This window comes from Actinomadura chokoriensis (assembly GCF_041463665.1).
GTDB classification, from domain to species: domain Bacteria; phylum Actinomycetota; class Actinomycetes; order Streptosporangiales; family Streptosporangiaceae; genus Spirillospora; species Spirillospora chokoriensis_A.
Genome location: NZ_JAXCEJ010000005.1, coordinates 17,669 through 37,556, shown reverse-complemented (window position 1 = coordinate 37,556; position 19,888 = coordinate 17,669). Strand labels below are relative to the sequence as shown.

At 70.8% G+C, this 19,888-nt stretch carries 22 protein-coding genes; 6 read left to right on the top strand and 16 right to left on the bottom strand.

All coding sequences use genetic code 11. The features are described from left to right. Nucleotides 1–41 precede the first annotated feature (41 nt). From SM418_RS10635 to SM418_RS10615, 5 genes are read right to left on the bottom strand one after another with little or no spacing between them, the layout of a single operon-like run. Nucleotides 42–494: a hypothetical protein gene (locus tag SM418_RS10635; RefSeq protein WP_371940784.1), complete on the bottom strand. Its 453-nt coding sequence runs from the start codon at nucleotides 492–494 to the stop codon at nucleotides 42–44. Between the two features lie 19 nt (nucleotides 495–513). Continuing rightward, nucleotides 514–1,158 (bottom strand): hypothetical protein, encoded by a 645-nt coding sequence (locus SM418_RS10630; protein ID WP_371940785.1) that lies wholly within the window; start codon nucleotides 1,156–1,158, stop codon nucleotides 514–516. Between the two features lie 16 nt (nucleotides 1,159–1,174). Beyond that, the gene (locus tag SM418_RS10625; protein WP_371940787.1) at nucleotides 1,175–2,422 is read right to left on the bottom strand and encodes an ABC transporter permease; all 1,248 of its coding nucleotides are present in this window, start codon (nucleotides 2,420–2,422) and stop codon (nucleotides 1,175–1,177) included. Beyond that, nucleotides 2,419–3,198 carry an ABC transporter ATP-binding protein gene (locus SM418_RS10620; RefSeq protein WP_371940789.1) on the bottom strand — a complete coding sequence of 260 codons (780 nt, stop codon included), beginning with the start codon at nucleotides 3,196–3,198 and terminating at the stop codon, nucleotides 2,419–2,421. Before SM418_RS10620 ends, SM418_RS10625 begins: the two co-directional genes overlap by 4 nt. Then, a complete protein-coding gene (locus SM418_RS10615; protein WP_371940791.1) occupies nucleotides 3,195–4,373 on the bottom strand; it encodes an efflux RND transporter periplasmic adaptor subunit in 1,179 nt (392 codons plus the stop codon). The genes SM418_RS10620 and SM418_RS10615 overlap by 4 nt, the downstream gene beginning before the upstream one ends. Nucleotides 4,374–4,593: 220 nt before the next feature. Between SM418_RS10615 and SM418_RS10610 the strand changes: the two genes are divergently transcribed. The 6 genes from SM418_RS10610 (at nucleotide 4,594) to SM418_RS10585 (ending at nucleotide 12,090) form a co-directional block, all read left to right on the top strand. Continuing rightward, a complete protein-coding gene (locus SM418_RS10610; RefSeq protein ID WP_371940793.1) occupies nucleotides 4,594–5,652 on the top strand; it encodes a ferredoxin reductase in 1,059 nt (352 codons plus the stop codon). 9 nt (nucleotides 5,653–5,661) lie between these two features. Further along, a complete protein-coding gene (locus tag SM418_RS10605; protein ID WP_371940794.1) occupies nucleotides 5,662–6,708 on the top strand; it encodes a fatty acid desaturase family protein in 1,047 nt (348 codons plus the stop codon). A 108-nt stretch (nucleotides 6,709–6,816) separates the two neighbouring features. Beyond that, nucleotides 6,817–8,220, top strand: coding sequence for an MFS transporter (locus SM418_RS10600; RefSeq protein WP_371940796.1), 1,404 nt, complete (start codon nucleotides 6,817–6,819; stop codon nucleotides 8,218–8,220). Nucleotides 8,221–8,375: 155 nt separating this feature from the next. Next, a complete protein-coding gene (gene nhaA, locus SM418_RS10595) occupies nucleotides 8,376–10,277 on the top strand; it encodes a Na+/H+ antiporter NhaA (RefSeq protein WP_371940798.1) in 1,902 nt (633 codons plus the stop codon). A gap of 155 nt (nucleotides 10,278–10,432) precedes the next feature. Then, complete coding sequence (locus SM418_RS10590; RefSeq protein ID WP_371940836.1) at nucleotides 10,433–10,786, top strand: transposase domain-containing protein; 354 nt, start codon at nucleotides 10,433–10,435, stop codon at nucleotides 10,784–10,786. Between the two features lie 287 nt (nucleotides 10,787–11,073). Beyond that, complete coding sequence (locus SM418_RS10585; protein ID WP_371940799.1) at nucleotides 11,074–12,090, top strand: hypothetical protein; 1,017 nt, start codon at nucleotides 11,074–11,076, stop codon at nucleotides 12,088–12,090. A gap of 2 nt (nucleotides 12,091–12,092) precedes the next feature. Here the strand turns inward: SM418_RS10585 and SM418_RS10580 are convergent, their stop codons facing one another. The 11 genes from SM418_RS10580 to SM418_RS10530 all read right to left on the bottom strand — a co-directional run bounded on the left by SM418_RS10580 (nucleotide 12,093) and on the right by SM418_RS10530 (nucleotide 19,796). After that, the gene (locus tag SM418_RS10580) at nucleotides 12,093–12,830 is read right to left on the bottom strand and encodes a LiaF transmembrane domain-containing protein (RefSeq protein WP_371940801.1); all 738 of its coding nucleotides are present in this window, start codon (nucleotides 12,828–12,830) and stop codon (nucleotides 12,093–12,095) included. 378 nt (nucleotides 12,831–13,208) lie between these two features. After that, nucleotides 13,209–13,766, bottom strand: a complete 558-nt coding sequence (locus tag SM418_RS10575) for a VapC50 family PIN domain-containing toxin (protein ID WP_371940802.1) — start codon at nucleotides 13,764–13,766, stop codon at nucleotides 13,209–13,211. Nucleotides 13,767–13,768: 2 nt separating this feature from the next. Then, the gene (locus SM418_RS10570) at nucleotides 13,769–14,224 is read right to left on the bottom strand and encodes a helix-turn-helix domain-containing protein (RefSeq protein WP_371940803.1); all 456 of its coding nucleotides are present in this window, start codon (nucleotides 14,222–14,224) and stop codon (nucleotides 13,769–13,771) included. Nucleotides 14,225–14,354: 130 nt separating this feature from the next. Then, the gene (locus SM418_RS10565; RefSeq protein WP_371940805.1) at nucleotides 14,355–14,522 is read right to left on the bottom strand and encodes a hypothetical protein; all 168 of its coding nucleotides are present in this window, start codon (nucleotides 14,520–14,522) and stop codon (nucleotides 14,355–14,357) included. A gap of 81 nt (nucleotides 14,523–14,603) precedes the next feature. Further along, nucleotides 14,604–15,053 carry a hypothetical protein gene (locus tag SM418_RS10560; RefSeq protein ID WP_371940806.1) on the bottom strand — a complete coding sequence of 150 codons (450 nt, stop codon included), beginning with the start codon at nucleotides 15,051–15,053 and terminating at the stop codon, nucleotides 14,604–14,606. A 39-nt stretch (nucleotides 15,054–15,092) separates the two neighbouring features. Then, on the bottom strand, nucleotides 15,093–15,923 hold the full coding sequence (locus tag SM418_RS10555; protein ID WP_371940837.1) for a PSP1 domain-containing protein: 831 nt from the start codon (nucleotides 15,921–15,923) through the stop codon (nucleotides 15,093–15,095). 64 nt (nucleotides 15,924–15,987) lie between these two features. Continuing rightward, nucleotides 15,988–16,983 carry a hypothetical protein gene (locus SM418_RS10550; protein ID WP_371940808.1) on the bottom strand — a complete coding sequence of 332 codons (996 nt, stop codon included), beginning with the start codon at nucleotides 16,981–16,983 and terminating at the stop codon, nucleotides 15,988–15,990. A gap of 218 nt (nucleotides 16,984–17,201) precedes the next feature. Then, on the bottom strand, nucleotides 17,202–18,170 hold the full coding sequence (locus SM418_RS10545; protein ID WP_371966061.1) for a fructosamine kinase family protein: 969 nt from the start codon (nucleotides 18,168–18,170) through the stop codon (nucleotides 17,202–17,204). After that, nucleotides 18,171–18,650 (bottom strand): low molecular weight protein-tyrosine-phosphatase, encoded by a 480-nt coding sequence (locus SM418_RS10540; protein ID WP_371940812.1) that lies wholly within the window; start codon nucleotides 18,648–18,650, stop codon nucleotides 18,171–18,173. A 19-nt stretch (nucleotides 18,651–18,669) separates the two neighbouring features. Next, a complete protein-coding gene (locus SM418_RS10535; RefSeq protein WP_371940813.1) occupies nucleotides 18,670–19,245 on the bottom strand; it encodes a permease-like cell division protein FtsX in 576 nt (191 codons plus the stop codon). Continuing rightward, complete coding sequence (locus SM418_RS10530; RefSeq protein ID WP_371940814.1) at nucleotides 19,242–19,796, bottom strand: SigE family RNA polymerase sigma factor; 555 nt, start codon at nucleotides 19,794–19,796, stop codon at nucleotides 19,242–19,244. The genes SM418_RS10535 and SM418_RS10530 overlap by 4 nt, the downstream gene beginning before the upstream one ends. Between the last annotated feature and the right edge of the window lie 92 nt (nucleotides 19,797–19,888).

Below are 19,888 nucleotides of genomic sequence, written 5' to 3'. Positions count from 1 at the left end.
GGGCGACCGCATGGGCCTGGCGGCCGCCCGGAGCTTCAGTGTCAGGAGCCCTGCTGCGGCGCTCCGGGTGGTCCTCCCTGCCCGCCGTCGCCGCGTTGCGGGGCGAGTGACGCGCAGGCCTTCATGGCCTTCTCCTCCGCCGCCGACCTGGTGGGACGGCCGGACGGCCCACCGGACGGGGCCCCGGAGGGACGGCCGGAGGGGGCGCCGCTCGGACGCTCGGGCGGTGCGCCGGACGGGCGGCCGGACGGAGCACCGGACGGGGCGCCGCTCGGGGCCCCGGCGGGGCCGCCGCCGGGGCCGCCGGACGGGCGGCCAGCCGGCATCTTGACGCCCTGCTTCTCCAGGCACGCCTGGAACGCGGCCATCGGGTCGGCTCCCGCGGCGCCCGCCTTCGCCTCCGACCCGTCGTCGCCGCCGCAGGCCGCGCTGAGCAGCAGCACCCCGCCGGCGGCGAGCACGCCGAGCGTCCGGGTCGTTCTGTTCGTCCTCATCGGTCTCCTCATTCGTCGATCAGCGGCCCGAGCCCTTGTTCACCGTGGTCGCGGTGACCGTGCCGTCCTCGCCCTTCGACCCGCGGACGGTGACGGTCGCGCCCGAGCCGAGGTCCTTGAGCGCGCCGTTCTCGGTGATGCGGACCTTGGTCGTCCCGCTGGTCTTGACCTTCACGGTCTGGCCGGACGCCGTGCGCAGGTAGATCGTGTTGCCGACGATCTTGACGATGGTCCCGGTCGTGGCGTCGCCGCCCGCCGCCCCGCCGCCCGCCGCTCCACCGCCCATCGGGCCTCCGCCGGTCTCCGATCCGCCGCCGGGCGGGAACCCGCCGCCGGGCATGCCGCCCCCGGGCATGCCGCCGTAGCCTCCGGCGGCGCGGCCGCCCGCGAGACCTCCGGCCGGTCCGGTACCGGACGAGCCGGACCCGTCCGACGACCACTTCTGCGCCTGCACGCCGCCGAGGAAGCCCGCGACCAGGATGATCCCGGCGGCGAGGTAGAGCGTCGGCCCCGGAAGGGACCGCCGCCGCGGGCCCGCCTCCAGCGTGGCGTCGAGGTCGTCGTCGAACGGGGAACTGGAAAGCAGTTCCGCGTCGTCCATCGGCGGCTCGCTCGGGCCGGCCACGCGCTTGCCGAGCGGTTCGTCCCCGCGGTTGCGGCTCACGGTTCTCCTTCGGTGGTCAGTCATGGCGGAGCGCCTCGATCGGGCGGAGGGCGGCGGCGCGGGAGGCGGGGTAGCCGCCGAAGAACAGGCCGATCGCGACCGAGACGCCGAGGGCGAGGACGATCGACGACGGCACGAGGACGGGCTGGACGCCGGCGATCGTGAAGCGGCTGCCGACGACGCCGGCGACCACGCCGAGCAGTCCGCCGATCAGGCTGAGCACGGTGGCCTCCGCGACGAACTGGCCGAGGATGGCGCCGCGCGGCGCGCCGATGGCCTTGCGGATGCCGATCTCGCGGGTCCGCTCGGTGACGGTGACCAGCATGATGTTGGTGATGCCGATGCCGCCGACGAGCAGGCTGATCGCGGCGACGGCGCCGAGCAGGACGGTGAACGTGCGGCTCGACTCGCTGACCGCCGACTGGACGCTGGCCTGGCTCGACACCGTGAAGTCGGCGGTGCCGGACGCGGTGTCGTGCCGCTGCCCGATGATCGTGGTGATCTCGGCCTCGGCGGCGTCGACGGCGTCGCTGCCCGTCGCCTGGACGATGATCTGGTCGAGGCCGCCGTAGCCGGTGAGGGTCTCCCGGACGGCGTTCAGCGGCGCGACGGCGATGCTGTCCGGGTCGGAGAACGAGGACGACGACGAGCCCGTCGCCTTGAGGACGCCGCCGACCGTGAACCGGATCCCGCCGACGTCGATCTTCTTGCCGAGCGGGTCGACCCGGCCGAACAGGTCGGAGGCGACCGTGCTGCCGATCACGACGGTCTTGCGGGCGGCCGTCACGTCCGCGTCGGTGAACAGGGACCCGGACGCGATCGTCTTGTTCGCGGCGCCGAAGTAGGACGGGGTGGTGCCGACGAACTGGCTGATGGTCACGCTCGTGCCCTCGTACCCGGCGGTCACCGACTGGCTGGTCACGACCGGGGACGCGCTCTTGACCGAGGACGCCTTGCGGAGGGCCTCCGCGTCGTGCGTGGTGAGGTCGTGCGCCTGGGTGCGGGGGCCGCTGCCGGTGCTCTGACTGCCGCCGCCGAAACCGCCGCCACCGCCGCGTCCCGTGGTGGACGGGCTGACGGTCAGCGAGTCGGCTCCGAGCCGCTGGATGCTCTTCTTGATCTGCTCGGACGAGCCGTTCCCGACCGCGACGAGCAGGATCACCGCGGCGACGCCGATCAGGATGCCGAGCGTCGTGAGGGAGCTGCGCAGCTTGTTGGCCGACAGTCCGCGCAGCGCGAACCGCAGGATGTCGAGGACGCTCACCGCGCGCCCTCCGTCGTCCACGCGATGTTGGGCGGCGGGCCGGTGACGGGGGCGTGGCGCACGTCCTCGACGATCCCGCCGTCGACCAGCCGGACGACGCGTTTGGCGTGCGCGGCGACGTCGTCCTCATGGGTGATCACGATGATGGTGCGGCCGGCGAGGGCGAGGCGGTCGAAGACGCCGAGGACGTCGGCGGTGGAGCCGCTGTCGAGCGCGCCCGTCGGCTCGTCGGCGAGCAGCAGCGACGGCGCGGTGACGAGGGCGCGGGCCACGGCGACGCGCTGCTGCTGTCCGCCGGACAGCTCGTTCGGCTCGTGCCCGAGCCGGTCGGCGAGCCCGACCTCGCGCAGCGCGGCGAGGGCGCGCCGCCGCCGTTCGGTGCCCTTGATCCCGCCGTAGGCGAGGGGCAGTTCGACGTTGGCCTGCGCGGTCATCCGCGGGATGAGGTTGAAGGACTGGAAGACGAACCCGATCCGCCGGTTGCGCAGGATCGCGAGGCTCCGCTCTTCCAGGCCGGCGACGTCGTGGCCGTCGAGGAGGTAGCGGCCGCCGCTCGGCGTGTCCAGGCAGCCGATGATGTTCATCAGCGTCGACTTGCCGGAACCGGACGCGCCCATGATCGCCACGTAGTCGCCGCGTTCCACGGTCAGCGAGACGCCCCGCAGGGCGTGGACGGCCGTGTCGCCCGTCCCGTAGACCTTGGTCACCTCGCGAAGGTCGAGCACCGGGGCCTGGCCGCGGTGCCGCGCCGGGGCGAAACCGTCCGGTGCGGTCATCGACGGCCTCCCCCGCCCGGGGCGCCGCCGCCGGGGGCGCCGCCCATTCCGGGAGCGCCGCCGCCCGGGAACCCTTGGCGGCCGTTGGTGCCGGACGTCCCGGGGCCGGTCGTGGACGTGACGACGACCTGGTCGCCCTCCTCCAGACCGGACTTGATCTCGGTGCCCTGGTCGCCCTTGACGCCGACCTCGACGGTGATAGTGCTCTGCTGGCCGTTCCGTAGGACCGTCACGGTGCTCTGCCCGCCGGCCGTCCTGACCGCCGCGCTCGGGACGTAGAGGACGTCCTCCGCCTTGGCGACGGTGATCTCGACGGTCGCGGTCTGGCCGAGCCGGACGCCGGACGGGACGTCGTCGAGCGAGATCGTGGCGGGGAACTTGACGACGTTGTCGGTGGTCGTCGGGGACAGCCCGATCGCGGTGATCTTTCCGGTGGCGGTCTTGCCGGTGAGCGCGTCGAACGAGACGGTCGCGGACTGGCCGACCTTCAGCTTGGTCGTGTCCGCCTCGGTGAAGTCACCCTCGATCTGGAGGTTCCCGGTGTCGGCGATCTCCATGAAGCCGGAGCCCGACGAGGAGGACGACGACGAGGACGAGCCGCCCGGCGACGACCCGCCGGAGCCGGAGCTCGAACCCGACCCGGAGCCCGAGCTCGAACCCGAGCCGCTGGAGCTGCCGCCGACCGTACCGCTGACGGCGATGATCGTCCCGGCGAACGGGGCCTTCAGGACGGTCCCCTGGTAGCTGCGCAAGGCGGAGTTGTAGGAGTTCTTCGCCTGGAGGTAACTGGCGTAGCCCCGCTCGGACGACGTGTCGCCCTTGGCGGCGACGGCCAGGTTCGCCTTGGCGATGCTGACGCTCTCCAGTGCCTCGGTCTGGTCGAGTACGGCGAGGACCTCGCCCGAAGCGACCTTCTCCCCCGCCTTGACGTAGATCTTGGCGACCGTGCCGGAGGCGCCGAACGACAGGGAGCGGCTCTTGGCGCTCTCCACGGAGCCGGACGCCGACACTGACGATTCCACCGTCCCGCGCGATACGCGCGAGGTACGGGTCGACGCGGAGGCGCCGTCATCCCCGTCGGAGAGGGTGAAGTATGCGGTGCCGGCGCCCGCGACGAGCAGCACGCCGAGCGCGCCGTTGACGAGGAGCGTCCGGCGTTGGAACGGCCGATTCATGCAGACGAGGTTCTTGGCCGCGCATGTGGCTCTCGTGAGGCGAGAGTGAAAATCAAATGAGAGACGCCCGTGAGCCCTCGCCGTGTTGTTACACCATCGAATGGAACATCGAGCGATGGTGTGATGCCCATCGCTTTGCGGCCGTATGCCTTGAAGATCCTCCCTCGCCTACGCGACCGTAGGTTACGCGAACGTAAGTTAGCGCCCCAGGGGAGGCAACGTGATCAGTACGGCACGGCGCCCGGGTGCGGCCCACCGGATCGCGGCGGCCACCCGGCTCCTCACGACCCCGCTCCTGCCGGAGGACTACCTCGGCCTGGTCAACCCGCTGTGGTCGGCCGTCGACCTGCGCGGACGCGTCGAGGCCGTCCGGCACGAGGCGCCGGGCGCGGCGACGCTGGTGATCAAGCCCGGCCGCGCGTGGCGGGGGCACCGGCCCGGCCAGTGGGTCCGGGTCGGCGTGGACATCGGCGGCGTCCGGCACTGGCGGACGTTCTCGCTGTCGTCCCCGCCCCGGCGGGACGGGCGGATCACCGTCACCGTGAAGGCCGCCCGCGAAGGGTTCGTCTCCGCGCACCTCGTCAACGTGATCCGGCCGGGGGCCATCCTCCGCCTCGCCCCGGCGGACGGCGAGTTCACACTGCCCACGCCGCTGCCCCAGAAGCTGCTGTTCATCACGGCGGGCAGCGGCATCACCCCGGTGATGGCCATGCTCCGCCACCTCACCGCAGGCGCGGCCGACATCGCGGTCGTGCACTCGGACCGCACGGCCGGAGACGTGATCTTCGGCGCCGAACTCCGCGGGATGGCCGGCCTACGCCTGCACGAACGGCACACGTCGACCAGAGGCAGGCTGGAGCCTGCGGAACTGCCGGAGATCTGCCCCGACTGGGCGGAGCGCGAGACCTGGGCCTGCGGCCCCGGCGAGATGCTGGACGACCTCACCGCGTTCTGGGCCGCCGCCGGCGCCGAGGAGAGGCTGCGCGTCGAACGTTTCCGGACCGTCCTGCAAGGCGGCGGCGAGGGCGGGCGCGTCACCTTCGCCAGGAGCGGCGTCGAGGTGGACGCCGACGGGAGCACGCCGCTCCTGGTCGCCGGGGAGAACGCCGGCGCGCTGCTGCCGAGCGGATGCCGGATGGGCATCTGCCACGGCTGCGTCGGCCGGCTGTGCTCCGGCAAGGTCCGTGACCTGCGCACCGGCAGGGTGCACGGCGACGAGGGCGAGATCGTCCAGACCTGCGTCTCGGCCGCCGCCGGCCCCGTGGAAATCGACCTCTGAGGGGGACCCATGACCGACCACCTGACGACCGCGGACCACGACACCATCGCCGCCGAACTGGACGCGCTCCGCGAGGAGATCATGTCCGGTCTCGGCGAGCGCGACGCGTCCTACATCCACCGGGTGATCCGCTGGCAGCGCGGCCTGGAGATCACCGGCCGGGCGCTGCTGCTGGCGTCCTCCCTGCCGCCCGCCTGGGTCGCCGGGACGGCGACGCTCGCCGTCGCGAAGATCCTGGAGAACATGGAGATCGGGCACAACGTCATGCACGGCCAGTGGGACTGGATGCGCGACCCGAAGATCCACTCGACGACCTGGGAGTGGGACAACGTCTCCCCGGCCGAGCAGTGGAAGCACTCGCACAACTTCGTCCACCACACGTTCACGAACATCCTCGGCAAGGACAACGACGTCGGCTACGGCATCCTGCGCGTCGCGCCCGAGCAGAGATGGCGGCCCGCCAACCTCCCGCAGCCGCTCTACAACCTGCTGCTGGCGATGTTCTTCGAGTACGGGGTGGCGGTGCACGACCTGGAGATCGACAAGATCCGGACGGGGAGGGCCGACGAGGAGGTCACCCGGGCCAAGCTGCGCGAGATCGGCCGCAAGATCCGCCGCCAGTGGGGCAAGGACTACCTTGCGTTCCCGCTGCTCAGCGGCCCGCAGTTCGTCTCCACGCTGGCCGCGAACTTCACCGCGAACGTCGCCCGCAACGTCTGGGCGCACATGATCATCTTCTGCGGCCACTTCCCCGGCGACGTCGAGGTGTTCGAGGAGGAGCGGCTGGACGGCGAGACGCAAGGCGAGTGGTACGTCCGGCAGATCCTCGGCTCGGCCAACATCACGGGCGGGCCGCTGTTCCACCTGATGACGGGCAACCTCAGCCACCAGATCGAGCACCACCTGTTCCCCGACATGCCGAGCAACCGGTACGCGGAGATCGCCCCGCGCGTCCGCGCCCTGTGCGAGAAGTACGAGCTGCCCTACCACACGGGCTCCCTCACCAGGCAGGTCACCAGCACCTGGAAGAAGATCGTCCGCTACGCCCTGCCCTAGCGAGCGCCACCGGGACCCTCGGCGCAGGCGGCATTACCTCGCGCGTAATCGCTTTCGAGCACGAGGTCGCGCGATCGTCGTCGGGTAGACGACGATCTAGGGGAGACCATGTCGCATACCGCGATTCCGGCCGCCGACCCGCGTGCGACCACGCGCTCGCGCGGCGCGTCCACCGGCACGCTTCTGGTGCTGCTTACGGGCATCTTCATCACCACGCTCGACTTCTTCATCGTAAACGTGGCGATCCCCGACATCCAGCGCGATCTCGGCGCGGGCGCCACCTCGATCCAGTGGGTGGTGGCCGGGTTCGGGCTGGCGCTCGGCAGCGGGCTCATCACCGGCGGGCGGCTCGGCGACCTGTTCGGACGCCGCCGGATGTACGCGTTCGGGCTGGCGCTCTTCACCGCCGCGTCGCTCGCGTGCGGGGTCGCCCCGTCCCCCGGCACGCTGATCGCCTCGAGGGTGGTGCAGGGGGTCGCCGCCGCGCTGCTGATGCCGCAGGTCCTAGGAATCATCAACGGCACCTACACCGGCGAGCGGCGCGCCCGCGCGTTCACCGCCTACGGGCTGGCGCTCGGCCTCGGCGGGGTGTTCGGGCAGCTCATCGGGGGCGCGCTGATCCAGGCCGACCTGTTCGGCACCGGGTGGCGCAGCATCTTCCTGATCAACGTTCCGGTGGGCCTGGTCACGCTCGCGCTGGTCCGCCGGGCCGTCCCGGCCCAGCCGCGCACCTCGGGCACCCGGCTGGACGTCCCCGGGACCGTCCTGGTCACGCTCGGCCTCCTCGCACTCGTCCTGCCGCTGATCGAGGGACGCCGCCTCGGCTGGCCCGCCTGGACGTGGGCGTCGCTCGCGGCCTCGGCCGTCCTGCTGGCGGCGTTCGCGCTCTCGCAGCGGCGGATCGACCGGCGCGGCGGCGCGCCGCTGGTGGCGCCCGCGCTGTTCCGCGAGCCCGCGTTCCGGGTCGGCAGCGCCCTCGCCCTCGTCTACACGCTGGCCATGGCGTCCTTCTTCCTCTACCTCGCCCTCTACCTGCAGCAGGGCCGCGGGCTCAGCGCGCTGGAGTCGGGGCTGCTGTTCGTCGCGCTGGGCGCCGGCTACTTCGCCGCGTCCACCCAGGCCACGACCATCGCCGCCCGCCTGGGACGGCAGGTCCTCGCGCTCGGCGCCGCCGTGCAGGCGACCGGCTGCCTCCTGCTCATCGCCGCGCTCGGGCACGGCATCGGCCGGCTCATCCCGGGTCTGGCGCTCGTCGGCGCGGGCATGGGGTTCGTGCTGGCGCCGCTGTCCGCGCTCGTCCTGTCCGGGGCGGGCGACCGGCACGCCGCGTCGGCCGCGGGCGTCCTGTCCACGGCCCAGCAGGTCGGCAACGCCCTCGGCGTCGCGCTGGTCGGCATCGTCTTCTACGGGGTCGCGGGGGAAGTCTCGGACGCCTTCCGCACGTCCCTGCTCCCGGTCATGGCGTTCTGCGGCGCCACCGCGGTCCTCGCCCAGTTCCTCCCCAAACGCTGACGGCGTGACCGCGCCGACTCCCCGGCCATGCGTAAGACCGGACGCACCGGCAAGGGGACGAACGTGCCAAGCTCCTGGAATCGCCGCGACCCGGCGAGCGTTCTCCCGACCGTCTCATGGGACGGACGAGAACCAAGGCGGGTGAGAATCTCGACATGACCGGAAGTCGGGGGGAGGACGCGCAGGCCGGGCCGTTCGCCGGACGGACCGCCTGGGCGCGGAACCTGCGGACACCGCTGCGGGAGTTCCTGCGCACCGAGACCGGCGGCGCCGTCGTCCTGCTGGCCGCGACGGTCGCCGCGCTGGTCTGGGCGAACGCGGACGCGTCCGGGTACGAGGGGTTCTGGGGGACGCAGGCGTCGGTCCGTTTCGGCGACGCGGGCATCTCCCAGGACCTGCGCGGCTGGATCAACGGCGGCCTGATGACCGTGTTCTTCTTCGTGGTCGGGCTGGAGGCGCGCCGCGAGTTCGACATGGGCGAGCTGCGCGACCGGCGGCGGCTCGTGCTGCCGCTCGCCGCCGGCCTCGGCGGGATGATCGTGCCGATCGGCATCTACCTGGCGGTGAACGCGGGGCGGCCGACCGCGCACGGCTGGGGCATCGCGATGTCGACGGACACGGCGTTCGCGCTCGGCGTCCTGGCGCTGGTCGGCCGGGGATTCCCGGCCCGGCTGCGCGCCTACCTGCTCACCGCCACCGTCGTCGACGACGTCGTCGCGCTCGCGGTGATCGGGATCTTCTACAGCGAGGACGTGGCGACGCCCGCGCTGCTCATCGCCCTCGCGATCTTCGCGGTGATCGTCGCGGTCCGCGCCGCCGGCATCCGGCAGCTCGCCGTGTACGTGCTGCTGGGCGTGGCCACGTGGGTGGCGCTGGAGTCGTCCGGGGTGGAGCCGGTGGTCGTCGGGCTGGCCATGGGGCTGCTGACGTATGCCCATCCGGCCGCGCGGACCGACCTGGAACGTGCCACGGAGGTGTTCCGGCTGTTCCGGGAGCAGCCGACGCCGGAGTACGCGCGCTCGGCGCGGACCGGGGTGGCCGCCGCGATCTCGCCGAACGAGCGGCTCCAGTTGCTCATCCACCCGTGGACGAGCTACGTGATCGTCCCGCTGTTCGCGCTCGCCAACGCCGGGATCACCATCAGCGCCGACTTCCTGGGCCGCGCGTTCACCTCCCCGGTCACGCTCGGGATCCTGGTCGGCTACGTCGCCGGGAAGCCGATCGGCATCCTCGGCTTCTCCCACCTGGTCACGCGGCTCAGCCGCGGCCGGCTGAGCCCGCCGGTCGGCTGGGCCGCGGTCGGGGGCGGCGGCACCATCGCCGGCATCGGCTTCACCGTGGCTCTGCTGATCGCGACCCTCACCTTCACCGGGCAGCCGCTCGAAGAGGCGAAGATCGGCGTCCTGTCCGCCGCGCTGTGCGCCACGGCCGTCACCTGGGTGGCCGTCCGCGCGACCCGGCTGCTGCCGCCCCGGACTCGGCTGCGCGCCCTGCTCGGGACGGCGGAGACGATCATCGACCTGGCCGCGCCGGTCGATCCGGAACGCGACCACGTCCGCGGCCCGGCCCGCGCGCCGGTCACCGTGGTCGAGTACGGCGACTTCGAATGCCCGTACTGCGGGCAGGCCGAATCCGTCATCCGGGAGCTGCTCGCCGACCACGGGGACGTCCGGTACGTGTGGCGGCACCTTCCGCTCACCGACGTCCACCCCCAGGCGCAGCTGGCGGCGCAGGCGGCCGAGGCCGCGGACGAGCAGGGCGCCTTCTGGGAGATGCACGATCTGCTGCTGGACCACCAGAACGAGCTGCAGCCCCGCGACCTTGTCCGCCACGCCGCGGAACTGGGTCTGGACGTCGACCGCTTCCGCGCCGACCTCCGCGCGAACCTCGGCACGGACCGGATCGCCGCGGACGTCGAGTCCGCCGACCTCAGCGGCGTCTCCGGCACCCCGACCTTCTTCGTCAACGGCCGCCGCCACCTCGGCGCCTACGACATCGCCGACCTCACCGCAGCCGTCAAGAACGCCCGCAAACGGGTCGCGCTAGGCCCCCGCTAACCCCAATGCCGGGTAGTTAAGGCGTGCTGGTGGGTGTCAAGGGGTTGTGGCGTTCGGCGGACATGAGAACGGAGATCCAGTAGAACGGGTGATCTTCTACCATCGCCGCGTTCACAACTGGATCTCCGTTGGGTGCTCAGTCTGCCAGGTCTGCCCTGGTGTCCGCTATCAGTGTGGTGACCCGGCAGGTGGCCACGGCCGCCGGGGTGTTCGCGCCCGGCCATCTGGGCGAGTTGACCCGTCTGCTGCCGTTCGAGCTGGTCGATGCCGTGCTGGCCGAGACCGGAGCGGTCGAACGTCGACTGCGGAATCTGCCGTCCCGGGTCGGGGTCTACTTCGTGCTGGCGCTGGGGCTGTTCCCCGATCTTGGCTATGCACGGGTGTGGGACAAGCTCGTGGCGGGCTGGAGCGGGGACGCCCCGTCGGTCAAGGCGTTACCTTCCGCCATGACCTTCTGGCCACAATCGGCTGCCCTCCAGCGGCGACGTGCCGGGGCGCCGAGGAGATAATTCTCGGGTCTCCCCTGGAGGCCACATGGACGCTCGTCGCCGTCGCAACCCGACGATCAAGATCTTCCTCGTGCTTGTGATCACGGTCGCCGCTCGACCGTCCGACCACCGAGGGTCCTACGGCAACGCCGCTCCGAGCTCGTACGTGTACGTCTGCCAGAACCCCGCCTGCGGCGAGCCGCGAAAGTTCAGCTCCAAGCCGAGAACGCCGGGTGGGCCGCGGTGCAAGACGTGCGGCAGCAGAACGAAGCGGAAGGGCGACGACTCGTGACTGGGGAGACGAACTCGTGGCCGCTCTGACCGATCTCGCCAAATCCGGAGCGGACGCGCTGGGAGGCGCGCGATTCACTCTGGTCAACGTCCTGCCGGGGACGCTCCTCGCGAGCTTCGTGGTCGTGCTGTATCGCTCACACGCCTTCGACACCGACAGGGAGGTCAACCTCCACGACGTCCTTCCCAGCAAGGACGACACCGCCGCGGTGACCATCGTCTTCGTCTTCGCGCTGTTCCTGATCGGCATCCTTCTGCGTCCGTTCCAGATCGCGCTGGTGCAGATGCTGGAGGGATACGTGAACCCGAGGCCCCTGCGGTATCTGTACGCGCTTGCGGTGGAGCGGCATCGTCGGGTCAGGCACACGGCGTCGATCCAGCAGGACCACCTGGACGAAGAGGAGACAGAGGCACCGCGAACATTGCGAGGCGCCGCCATGGACGCTCGGCGGGAGCAGCAAAGGCGACGGCTCAGCGCCCGTGTCGACAGGGTTCTGGACCGATATCCCGAGGCCGATGACCTTCTGATGCCGACACTCCTGGGCAACGTCCTCCGCCAGGGGGAGGAGGCTGCGGGGAGGCCCTACGGCCTCGACGCCATGGCCGTATATCCGAGGATGTACCCGTCTGTCTCAGCGCTCTTGCGCGCTGACATGAGCCGCCAACTCGATCTGATCGCCGCTACCGCGACACTCTGCGTGGCATTCGCTTCAGCAACGGTGGTCTCCCTGCCGCTGGTGCTGCGGCCGGACCTGTGGCGGCTCACACCGTTGGTGGTCCTGGTGTTCGCGGTCGTCTCCTACCGCGGAGCCGTCCGTGCGTCGACTGAGCACGCGATCCTGCTGGCCACCGCCTTCGACCTGCATCGCTTCGACATCCCGAAGGCCCTGCACCTGGCGCTTCCCGAGACGCCCCAGGGCGAACTGAAGCTGAACAGGCGACTCACCGCCTTCCTCAAGGAACGTCAGTCGCTCGCCGAATCGGGGCTGGGGCAGGAGTTCTTCGTCCATCCGGGCGACCCGCCGGCCGGTTGACCTCACTCGCTGGAAGTCCGGACAAGGACGACCGATCCGCCGATGCCCGAGATGTTCAGCACCACGCCGCCGCGCCCGCCGTGCCAATCCGGCTCGTCCTCGTCAGAGGCCGGCGGAGGACTGTAGGCATAGGGCGGATCGAGCCTTCCATTCAGCCGAATCCACCGGGCCGTCTCCAGTCTGCCGTGGACGACGGCCCAGTCATCCGGGACGAGAATCTCGACGTGGCCGTACAGCAGAGCAAGGTCGATCTCTATCTCCCGCTGGCGCGGCAGCCGGGCCTGGCTCAGGTCGATGACCACATCCCCCGCCAGCGCGCGAACGATCAGCTTTCGCGGAACCTGGGCAATGCGGGATACGCGCGGGAGGACGACGGCCATACAACGCCTCACGCCCGTATCGATATTCAGGTCGCGCCGACCGCTACTCATGGCTACGGCCACTCCTCCGGCAACAAGCACTGCGGACGCGAACGGCCTCATCGCCTCCGAACCGAACCAATCCCGGTTCACGGCCAGCCACGCCAGACCTGCCACGACCAGCAACGCAGGCCCCACCACCGTCCGGTCTCTGGGTAAGACCGATCTCAGGAGGATTATCGCCCCGACCGCTACCAGCAGGAAGGGAGCGATCTCCGTGAGGACCTCGCCCCCTCTCCGGAGCGCATCTGACCCCCCGGCGGCCAAGGCGGCACCCACCGCCACAGCCACCAGGCCCAGCAGAACACGCGTCCGGGTCACGCGCCGCTCCCGTCAGATCAATGAGCCGTCGGACCGTGATCCTAGGAACACCGCGTGCTCTACCGACCCAACTCCACGCATTACGCCAGGCTCAACACTCCCAGCCAAGCATCGGCCCACGTTCGGTTCCTTGAGAACGATGACCTGGGAGTCGAGATGGCCTCCACAGAGACCTGCTCACAAGCAGGTCGCCCGCCTGACGGACCTTGTCTTCGGGGTCGTTGCGGCCTACGACCTGGTCTGGGCAGTTGGGAGTGTCTACGCGGGCTCCCAGGGACGGCATTCTGTCGTGCGCCTACATAGCGGGTGCTCGTCGTTGAGGCCGTCACTGCAGGCCGGATCAGGTCCGGCCTGCAGTTGCCGAGAGTCCCGTGCCGCCTAACTCCGAGTCCGCAGCGTGGCGACGGACTCCACCAAACCGGCGCGTTCGAGGGAGTCGAGCACGTCCTCCATCGTCTCTGGCGGGTTGATGCGGGAGTCGGCGATCTGCTGAACACATGACCAGATGACCCTGTCATCGAAATCGATCTGGTCGAGGACGAAGTCGTCAGGGCTCTTCGCTTCCACGTTCCATGGCGCAAGCGAGTCGGGCGGGAAGTCCTTGAGGTTCGAGGTGACGATCATTTGCGCGCCGGCCTTGATCGCTGCGGCAAGGACGTGCCGATCATTCGGATCGGGAAGCTTCAGCCCCTCGATCAGCGGTTCATAGCCCTCAACGAGAACGTCGGGGACCGCACGGTTCATCAGGACTCGTAACCTGGCCAGCTTCTCTGGCGGGATGCCAGGGCGCTTGGCAGCCAAGTTCCTCTCCATCTCATCGAGGATGGTCGTGGTCCACTTGGCCTGGACCAGCCCGGATCGGGCGACACGAATCAGCATGTCGCGCTGGGTGTTGCCGTAGAGCGCGCAGGCGTCATAGACCGCGACGAAGGCCATGCTCAGATGTCCAGCTCTTGGCCGAGTGCGGCCAACTCATCGGCGGCGGTGCGGCTATGCGCCTCTGACTCGCGCTTGTAGGCCATGAGGTCGTCGTACCTGATCCGGCGGTGTCGGCCGACCCGCTTGAACGAAATGGCCCCAGCCTCCAGCAGTCCTATGAGGTAGGGGCGCGAGACGTTGAGCAGGTCTGCCGCCTGCTGCGTGGTCAGTTCGGCGTGCGACGGCATGACCGATACGCCTCGTCCCGCGGCGGCCTGCGTCAGGATGTAGGCGAAAAGACTCACCGCTTCCCGTGGAAGGATCAGGGCTTCGCCACTGCCGTGTTCCGCCTGGACGCTGAGGGCCTGCTCGTCAGGGTGCCGCTGAAGGTAAGCCTTGATCCTCTGGACGGCGCGTGCGGCCTGTTCAGAATCGATCACACCCGGCTCTACCCGCTTGACCTGGACATCCGTCATGCGTCCCCCTCGCTCGACACCATCCTTAACCGCATTATGCGAAGCAAACGCAGTAAACGCAAGCGACTGAGCGTATCCGGATGATGACTCTCACGCACATGCGGCATCCACCTGGATCACCGCACGATCGTCAGATGGCGTCGTCGGCGGGCTTGTCATAGCGGGCTTCGTGTTGTTGGCGGGGGGAGCAGACGGAGGCGGACGGGCAGGAGCAGCGGCGGGAGCCCACCTTCACGGTGACGCGGTCGCCTGGGACGTTGTAGCCGATGACCTGGCCTTCGCCCTCTGGGGTGCTCACACGCGACCCTAGGCGCGGGGCCTTCTCCTTGAACTCCATGTAGAGCGGGTGCTCGCGCCGCAGGTCGTCGATGCGCGGCGATCAGCCCAGGATGCGGGCAGGGTCGGTGCCAGGGACGAAGTCGGCCAGAGCACTCGGCTCCCCGTCGCTTGCCATGTCCTCCATCCAACCGACGGCGTGCGCCACGACGTAGTCGCGGTCGTTCCCCGTCTCCAGGATCAGGCAGTGGGCTCCGGTGCCCGGCTCGACATCGCCGCTCTCCGCGTAGATGTGCTCGGCTTCCTCTTGATCGGCGCATCGAATGACGAGGCCGTCCCTGTACTCGGTCCCGACCTTCATGGCCCGGACCGGCTTGAAGAGCACATCTATCCGCGACGACCTGACCCCGCCCCGCTCGGTCGTCCGCGTGCGCAGCAACAACTGACTGTGGCTGACGGTGTATGCCCACACCGTGAACGACCTGTCCGAACGAAACAACTCGCTGCCAGGGACGAACTGGTCGCTCTCACTCAGCCAAACCCGCACGCTCATGCCGTGGATCCTTCCACACACCCCACCTGTCCAGCTCGATCAGGTGTCGTCGGGGGTGGGGTTGTAGCGGGTGTCGTGTTGTTTGCGGGGGGAGCAGACGGAGGTGGAGGGGCAGGAGCAGCGACCGCCGCTGTTCAGGCGCACTGTGACCTTGTCGGAGGGGACGTTGCGGCCCACCACCTGGCCTGGGCCGTTCGGGGTGTCCACGCGCGATCCCAGGGCCGGCATGCTGTCGTGCGCCTTGACGTACAACGGGTGCTCGTACTTCAGGCAGCACATGAGGCGGCCGCAGGCGCCGGCTATGCGGAGGGGGTTGACGGGGAGGTCCTGTTCCTTCGCCATGCGGACGGAGACGGGTTCGAAGTCCTTGAGGAAGGTGGCGCAGCACAGGTCGCGGCCGCAGGGGCCGATGCCGCCCTGGAGGCGGGCCTCGTCGCGGGGGCCGACCTGGCGGAGCTCGACGCGGGCCTTGATGCCGCGGGCCAGGTCGCGGACGAGGGCGCGGAAGTCGACGCGGTGCGGGGCGGTGAAGTAGATCTTGAAGACGTTGTCGGCGTCGAGGAAGTCGACGCCGATGACCTTCATGGGGAGCTCGTGCTTGCGGATGAGGCGCTTGGCGATGGAGCGGCCCTCGGCGCGGCGGCGGCGGTTGGCCTCGTCGCGGGCGAGGTGCTCCTCGGTGGCCGGGCCGGCGCATTCGGGGAGGCCGTCGATGTCCTCGGAGACCCACTGCGGGGCCCACACGCACTCGGCCACCTCGGCGCCGGAGTCGGTGGGGACGAGGACCTTGTCGCCGACCTTCGGAGTGTGCGGGCCGGGGTCGAGGTAGTACAGCCGGCCGTAACGGGTGAAGCTGACGGCCATCACCATGCCCACGGTCACGCTCCGTTCGCCCGGTTTCGTGCGACCCACGTTAGCCGTCCGGGAGCGTGCGTCACCAGGTGGCGTCGGCGAGGTCCTTTCCGGGGACGGGCTGGACGCCGTTCGCGTACAGGTCGCCGGCGGTCGCCAGGACCGTTCCGCCGGTGTGCGCGGTGTCGAGGTCGGTCAGCGGGCCCGTCACCTTCTGGCGCCACAGGACCTTCGCGGGCTTGCCCGTCAGGGTGAAGGTCTGGACGGTGAGCTGGGACTTCGCGACCAAGCCCGCGACCACCGTCTTGCCGTCGCGCGTCAGGACGGCGTTGGAGCCGCCCTTGGGCAGGGTCATGACGGCCTTGCTGAGCTTGAGATCACCGGCGGCGCCGAGGGTGTCGATGCTGCGGAGCTGGTTCGTGGTCGAGCCGACCGGGGCCCAGACGAAGGAGAGTGTGGCACCGGACCAGGAGAGGCTGCCGACGCGGCCAGGCGCCTTGGTCGTCCAGGTCTTGCGGGTGCCGTCGGTCAGGGAGAGGACGTCCACACGGCTGCGTTTGCCCGTGTAGGTGACGTAGGCGATGTGGTCGCCGTCGAGGGCGATGTCCGACCAGGGGGTGGAGGCGCCGGGGACGACGGCCTTCGGTATGTCCTTCAGGTCCTGCGGGCGTCCGTCGTCGCCCAGGTGGAGGCGCTGGAAGGTGACCTTGCGGGCGCCGTAGGACGCGACGACGAACGAGCCGTCCTTCGCGGCGGCGACGCGGTGGAAGCGGCTGCCCTGCGGCGGGGCGATCGGCAGTCCCACGTCGGCGCCGGTGCGCATGTCGCGGACGAGCAGCGACGTGCCCGCGGTGGTGATCCCGACGACGAACCGCGGGTCGGTCCGCTCGGCCTTCGCGGCCGGTTTGGCCGCGTGCTCCTCCTCCGCGGCGCGCTGGTGGCGGTGCACCACGTCCACGCCCCCGCCGATGAACAGCGCCGCGGCCGCGGCCCCGCTGAGCGGGATCAGGCTCTTCCATGAGCCCAGCCGTGTCCCCGGGTTCTCGCGCCTGCCGTCGTCCATGGGTTCGCCCCGCACCTGCCCGTCCGCTCCTGGGTTACCGCGTCGTTTCTATCTCATCTACATCGCTACAAAAACCCATGAAGCGGGAGTTACCACATCGAAGCCGAGTCGGGGGAGGCACGTGAGCTCATGCTAGGTGGCGAGAAAGCGGCCCAGGGCGCGGCAGAAGGGTCGGCTCACCTCACGGCAAGCCCCATCAGGCGGTCGTCTGGCGACCCGCCGCCGCAACGCCCTCAGCGGAGGGTGGCGCGGGCCGCGTCGGCCAGGGGCGCCCGGTACGAGCCGCCGAACAGTGCGACGTGCACGAGCAGCGGATGCAACTGGTGCAGCGGGACGCGCGACCGCCAGCCGTCCGCGAGGGGCTCCGCCTCGTCGTAGGCGGCCAGAACGGTTTCGAGGTGCGGTGTCCCGAAGAGGGACATCATGGCGAGGTCCGTCTCCCGGTGCCCGCCGTGCGCGGCCGGGTCGATGAGGAGCGCCCGGCCGTCCGTCCACCGGACGTTGCCCGACCACAGGTCGCCGTGGATGCGGCTCGGCGGTTCCGGCGGCCCGGCCAGCTCCTCGATGTCCGCCATGACGCGCTCGACGAGCCGGACGTCGCCGGACGGCAGGTGCCGGGCCACGAGGCGGAGGAAGGGTTCGAGGCGGCGCTCGGCGTACCAGCGCGGCCAGCCGCGACCGTCCGGCGTGTTGTCCAGCGGGAGATCGGCGATGAAGCCGTCCCAGGGCGCGCCGTAGGCGTCCGGACGGTTGCCGGTGTGCAGGGCGGCCAGCTCGCGGCCGAACCGCTCGGCCGCCTCCCGGGACGGCGACACGGACGGCAGCCACGGCAGGACGAGCATGCGGTCGTCCGCCGCGACCACGTCCGGGACGGGCGTCCCCGGGCCCGCCTCGCCCAGCTCGCGGCCGAACCGCTCGGCCGCCTCCCGGGACGGCGACACGGACGGCAGCCACGGCAGGACGAGCATGCGGTCGTCCGCCGCGACCACGTCCGGGACGGGCGTCCCCGGGCCCGCCTCGCCCAGCCAGCGCAGACCCGCGGCCTCGGCGGCGAACACCCCGGCCTGATCGGAGGCGGCCTTCACGAACACCTCGCGGCCGTCGGCCAGGGACGCCCTGTGCAGCGTCCACGAATGGCTGGAACCGAGGTCGCTCACGCTCGCGACGCCCGCGCCGAGCAGTTCCGCCAGCCGGTCGCGCACTCAGCGCTCCTTGAGCGCGGCGCGGATCTCCTCCAGGAGGCCGGGCAGCGCCGCCTCCACCTGGTCAAGGACGAGGTCGAAGTCGGCACGCCCGCCGTAGTACGGGTCGGGGACGTCGAGGTCGCCGCCCGCGTCCGGGTCGAACTCGCGCAGCAGCCGGACCCTGCCGTGCGCCTCCCCGTCCGGCGCCATCGAGCGCAGCGCCCGCAGGTGCCCCTCGTCCAGCGCCAGGATCAGGTCGTACCGGTCGAACCACGACGCCTCGAACTGCCGGGCGATGTGCGCCGACCGGTAGCCGGCCCTCTCCAGCGCCGCGATCGTCCGCTCGTCGGCGCCGTCGCCCACGTGCCAGCCGCCGGTGCCGGAGCTGTCGACCTCGACGTCCAGCCCCTCCTCCTCGACGTGGTGGCGCAGGACCCATTCGGCCATCGGGGAGCGGCAGATGTTGCCCGTGCAGACGAAGGTGACGCGGTACGGCATCCCCCCATCATGCCCGAGGTCACCGTCCTTCAACGATGACGGCGTCCACGCCGGGCATGCCCACCAGGGCCGCCGTCACCTTCTTGACGTCCGCCCCGGGAGCCAGGCCGACCCGGAAGGACTCCGGAACATCGCCGGTCTCCACCGACCGGCGGAACCGCTCGTCGTTCTCGAAGCCCTTCTTGAAGCGCTCGAACGCCTCCTGCTTGTTCTCGAACTCGACGCTGCCGACCGGCGGGAGCGCTTCCAGGACCCGCTGGATCTCCTGCTTCTCAGGCTGGGTCGTCCCCTTGCCTCGGCAGTACGGGTTGGCGGACGTCTTCGTGCAGAGGAACACCGAGATCTTCGGCATTGCGCCTCCGGAAGGCGAAGGCGGCGCCAGCAGGCCGGTCGTGCCTCCGGACGAGAAGGCGCCGCCCACCGCCGCTCCCCCGACGGCCACCGCGGCGGACGCGGCGACGGCCGCCAGCGCCATCACCGGACGCGGGAATCTCCGGCGCCGCGCGGCGAACCTCGGTTCCGGCACGTCCTCGGGGCCGATGGTGTCGCCCACGGTCTTCAGCGCGTCCCTGAGACGCTCTTCGGTCGCGTTCACTGCTCGCTCCCCAGAAACCGGCCCAGCGCGGCGATCGCCCGGGACGTGGTCGACTTGACGGTGCCGGGGCTGACCCCCATGGCGTCGGCGATCTCCTCGGCGGACAGGTCGCAGAAGTAGCGCAGCACCAGCGCCTCCCGCTGCCGGGCCGGGAGCCGGTGCAGCGCCTCCATGACCTCGCGCCCGTCCTCGCCTGCCATCGCCGCCGCCTCGGCGGACCAGACGGGCGCCTCGTGGACGGCCCGGAACGGCCTCCTGCGCCGTCTCAGCGCCGTCCGCGACCCGTTGAGGACGGCCGAACGCACGTACGCCAGCGCACGCTCGCGGTCGCGCAGCCGCGGCCATCGCCGGTACAGCCCCGCGAACGCCTCCTGGACGACGTCCTCGGCCGTCCCGCGATCACCGACCATCACGAGGGCGAGCCGGGTCAGGCCGAGCGCGTGCCCGCGGTACAGCTCGGTGACCGCCGCCGTCGCCTCGCCGGGCGCCGCGTTGCCAAGCGCCTCGTCCGCCGGGCGGTCCCGCTCGGCGAGCACCGTTTCAGGTTCCATGTCACAGAGACTCCGCCGCGCCCCTCTGGTTGCTTCCGTCCCGGAAACTTCTCATGGGCAAAGAACGCGGCCCCCGGCAGGTGCCGGGGGCC

Coding starts and splice junctions, on each gene's coding strand:
- SM418_RS10635 (WP_371940784.1), bottom strand. CDS start 494: ATGAGGACGAACAGAACGACCCGGACGCTCGGCGTGCTCGCCGCCGGC.
- SM418_RS10620 (WP_371940789.1), bottom strand. CDS start 3,198: ATGACCGCACCGGACGGTTTCGCCCCGGCGCGGCACCGCGGCCAGGCC.
- SM418_RS10615 (WP_371940791.1), bottom strand. CDS start 4,373: ATGAATCGGCCGTTCCAACGCCGGACGCTCCTCGTCAACGGCGCGCTC.
- SM418_RS10605 (WP_371940794.1), top strand. CDS start 5,662: ATGACCGACCACCTGACGACCGCGGACCACGACACCATCGCCGCCGAA.
- SM418_RS10600 (WP_371940796.1), top strand. CDS start 6,817: ATGTCGCATACCGCGATTCCGGCCGCCGACCCGCGTGCGACCACGCGC.
- nhaA (WP_371940798.1), top strand. CDS start 8,376: ATGACCGGAAGTCGGGGGGAGGACGCGCAGGCCGGGCCGTTCGCCGGA.
- SM418_RS10575 (WP_371940802.1), bottom strand. CDS start 13,766: ATGGCCTTCGTCGCGGTCTATGACGCCTGCGCGCTCTACGGCAACACC.
- SM418_RS10570 (WP_371940803.1), bottom strand. CDS start 14,224: ATGACGGATGTCCAGGTCAAGCGGGTAGAGCCGGGTGTGATCGATTCT.
- SM418_RS10560 (WP_371940806.1), bottom strand. CDS start 15,053: ATGAGCGTGCGGGTTTGGCTGAGTGAGAGCGACCAGTTCGTCCCTGGC.
- SM418_RS10555 (WP_371940837.1), bottom strand. CDS start 15,923: ATGGTGATGGCCGTCAGCTTCACCCGTTACGGCCGGCTGTACTACCTC.
- SM418_RS10540 (WP_371940812.1), bottom strand. CDS start 18,650: ATGCCGTACCGCGTCACCTTCGTCTGCACGGGCAACATCTGCCGCTCC.
- SM418_RS10530 (WP_371940814.1), bottom strand. CDS start 19,796: ATGGAACCTGAAACGGTGCTCGCCGAGCGGGACCGCCCGGCGGACGAG.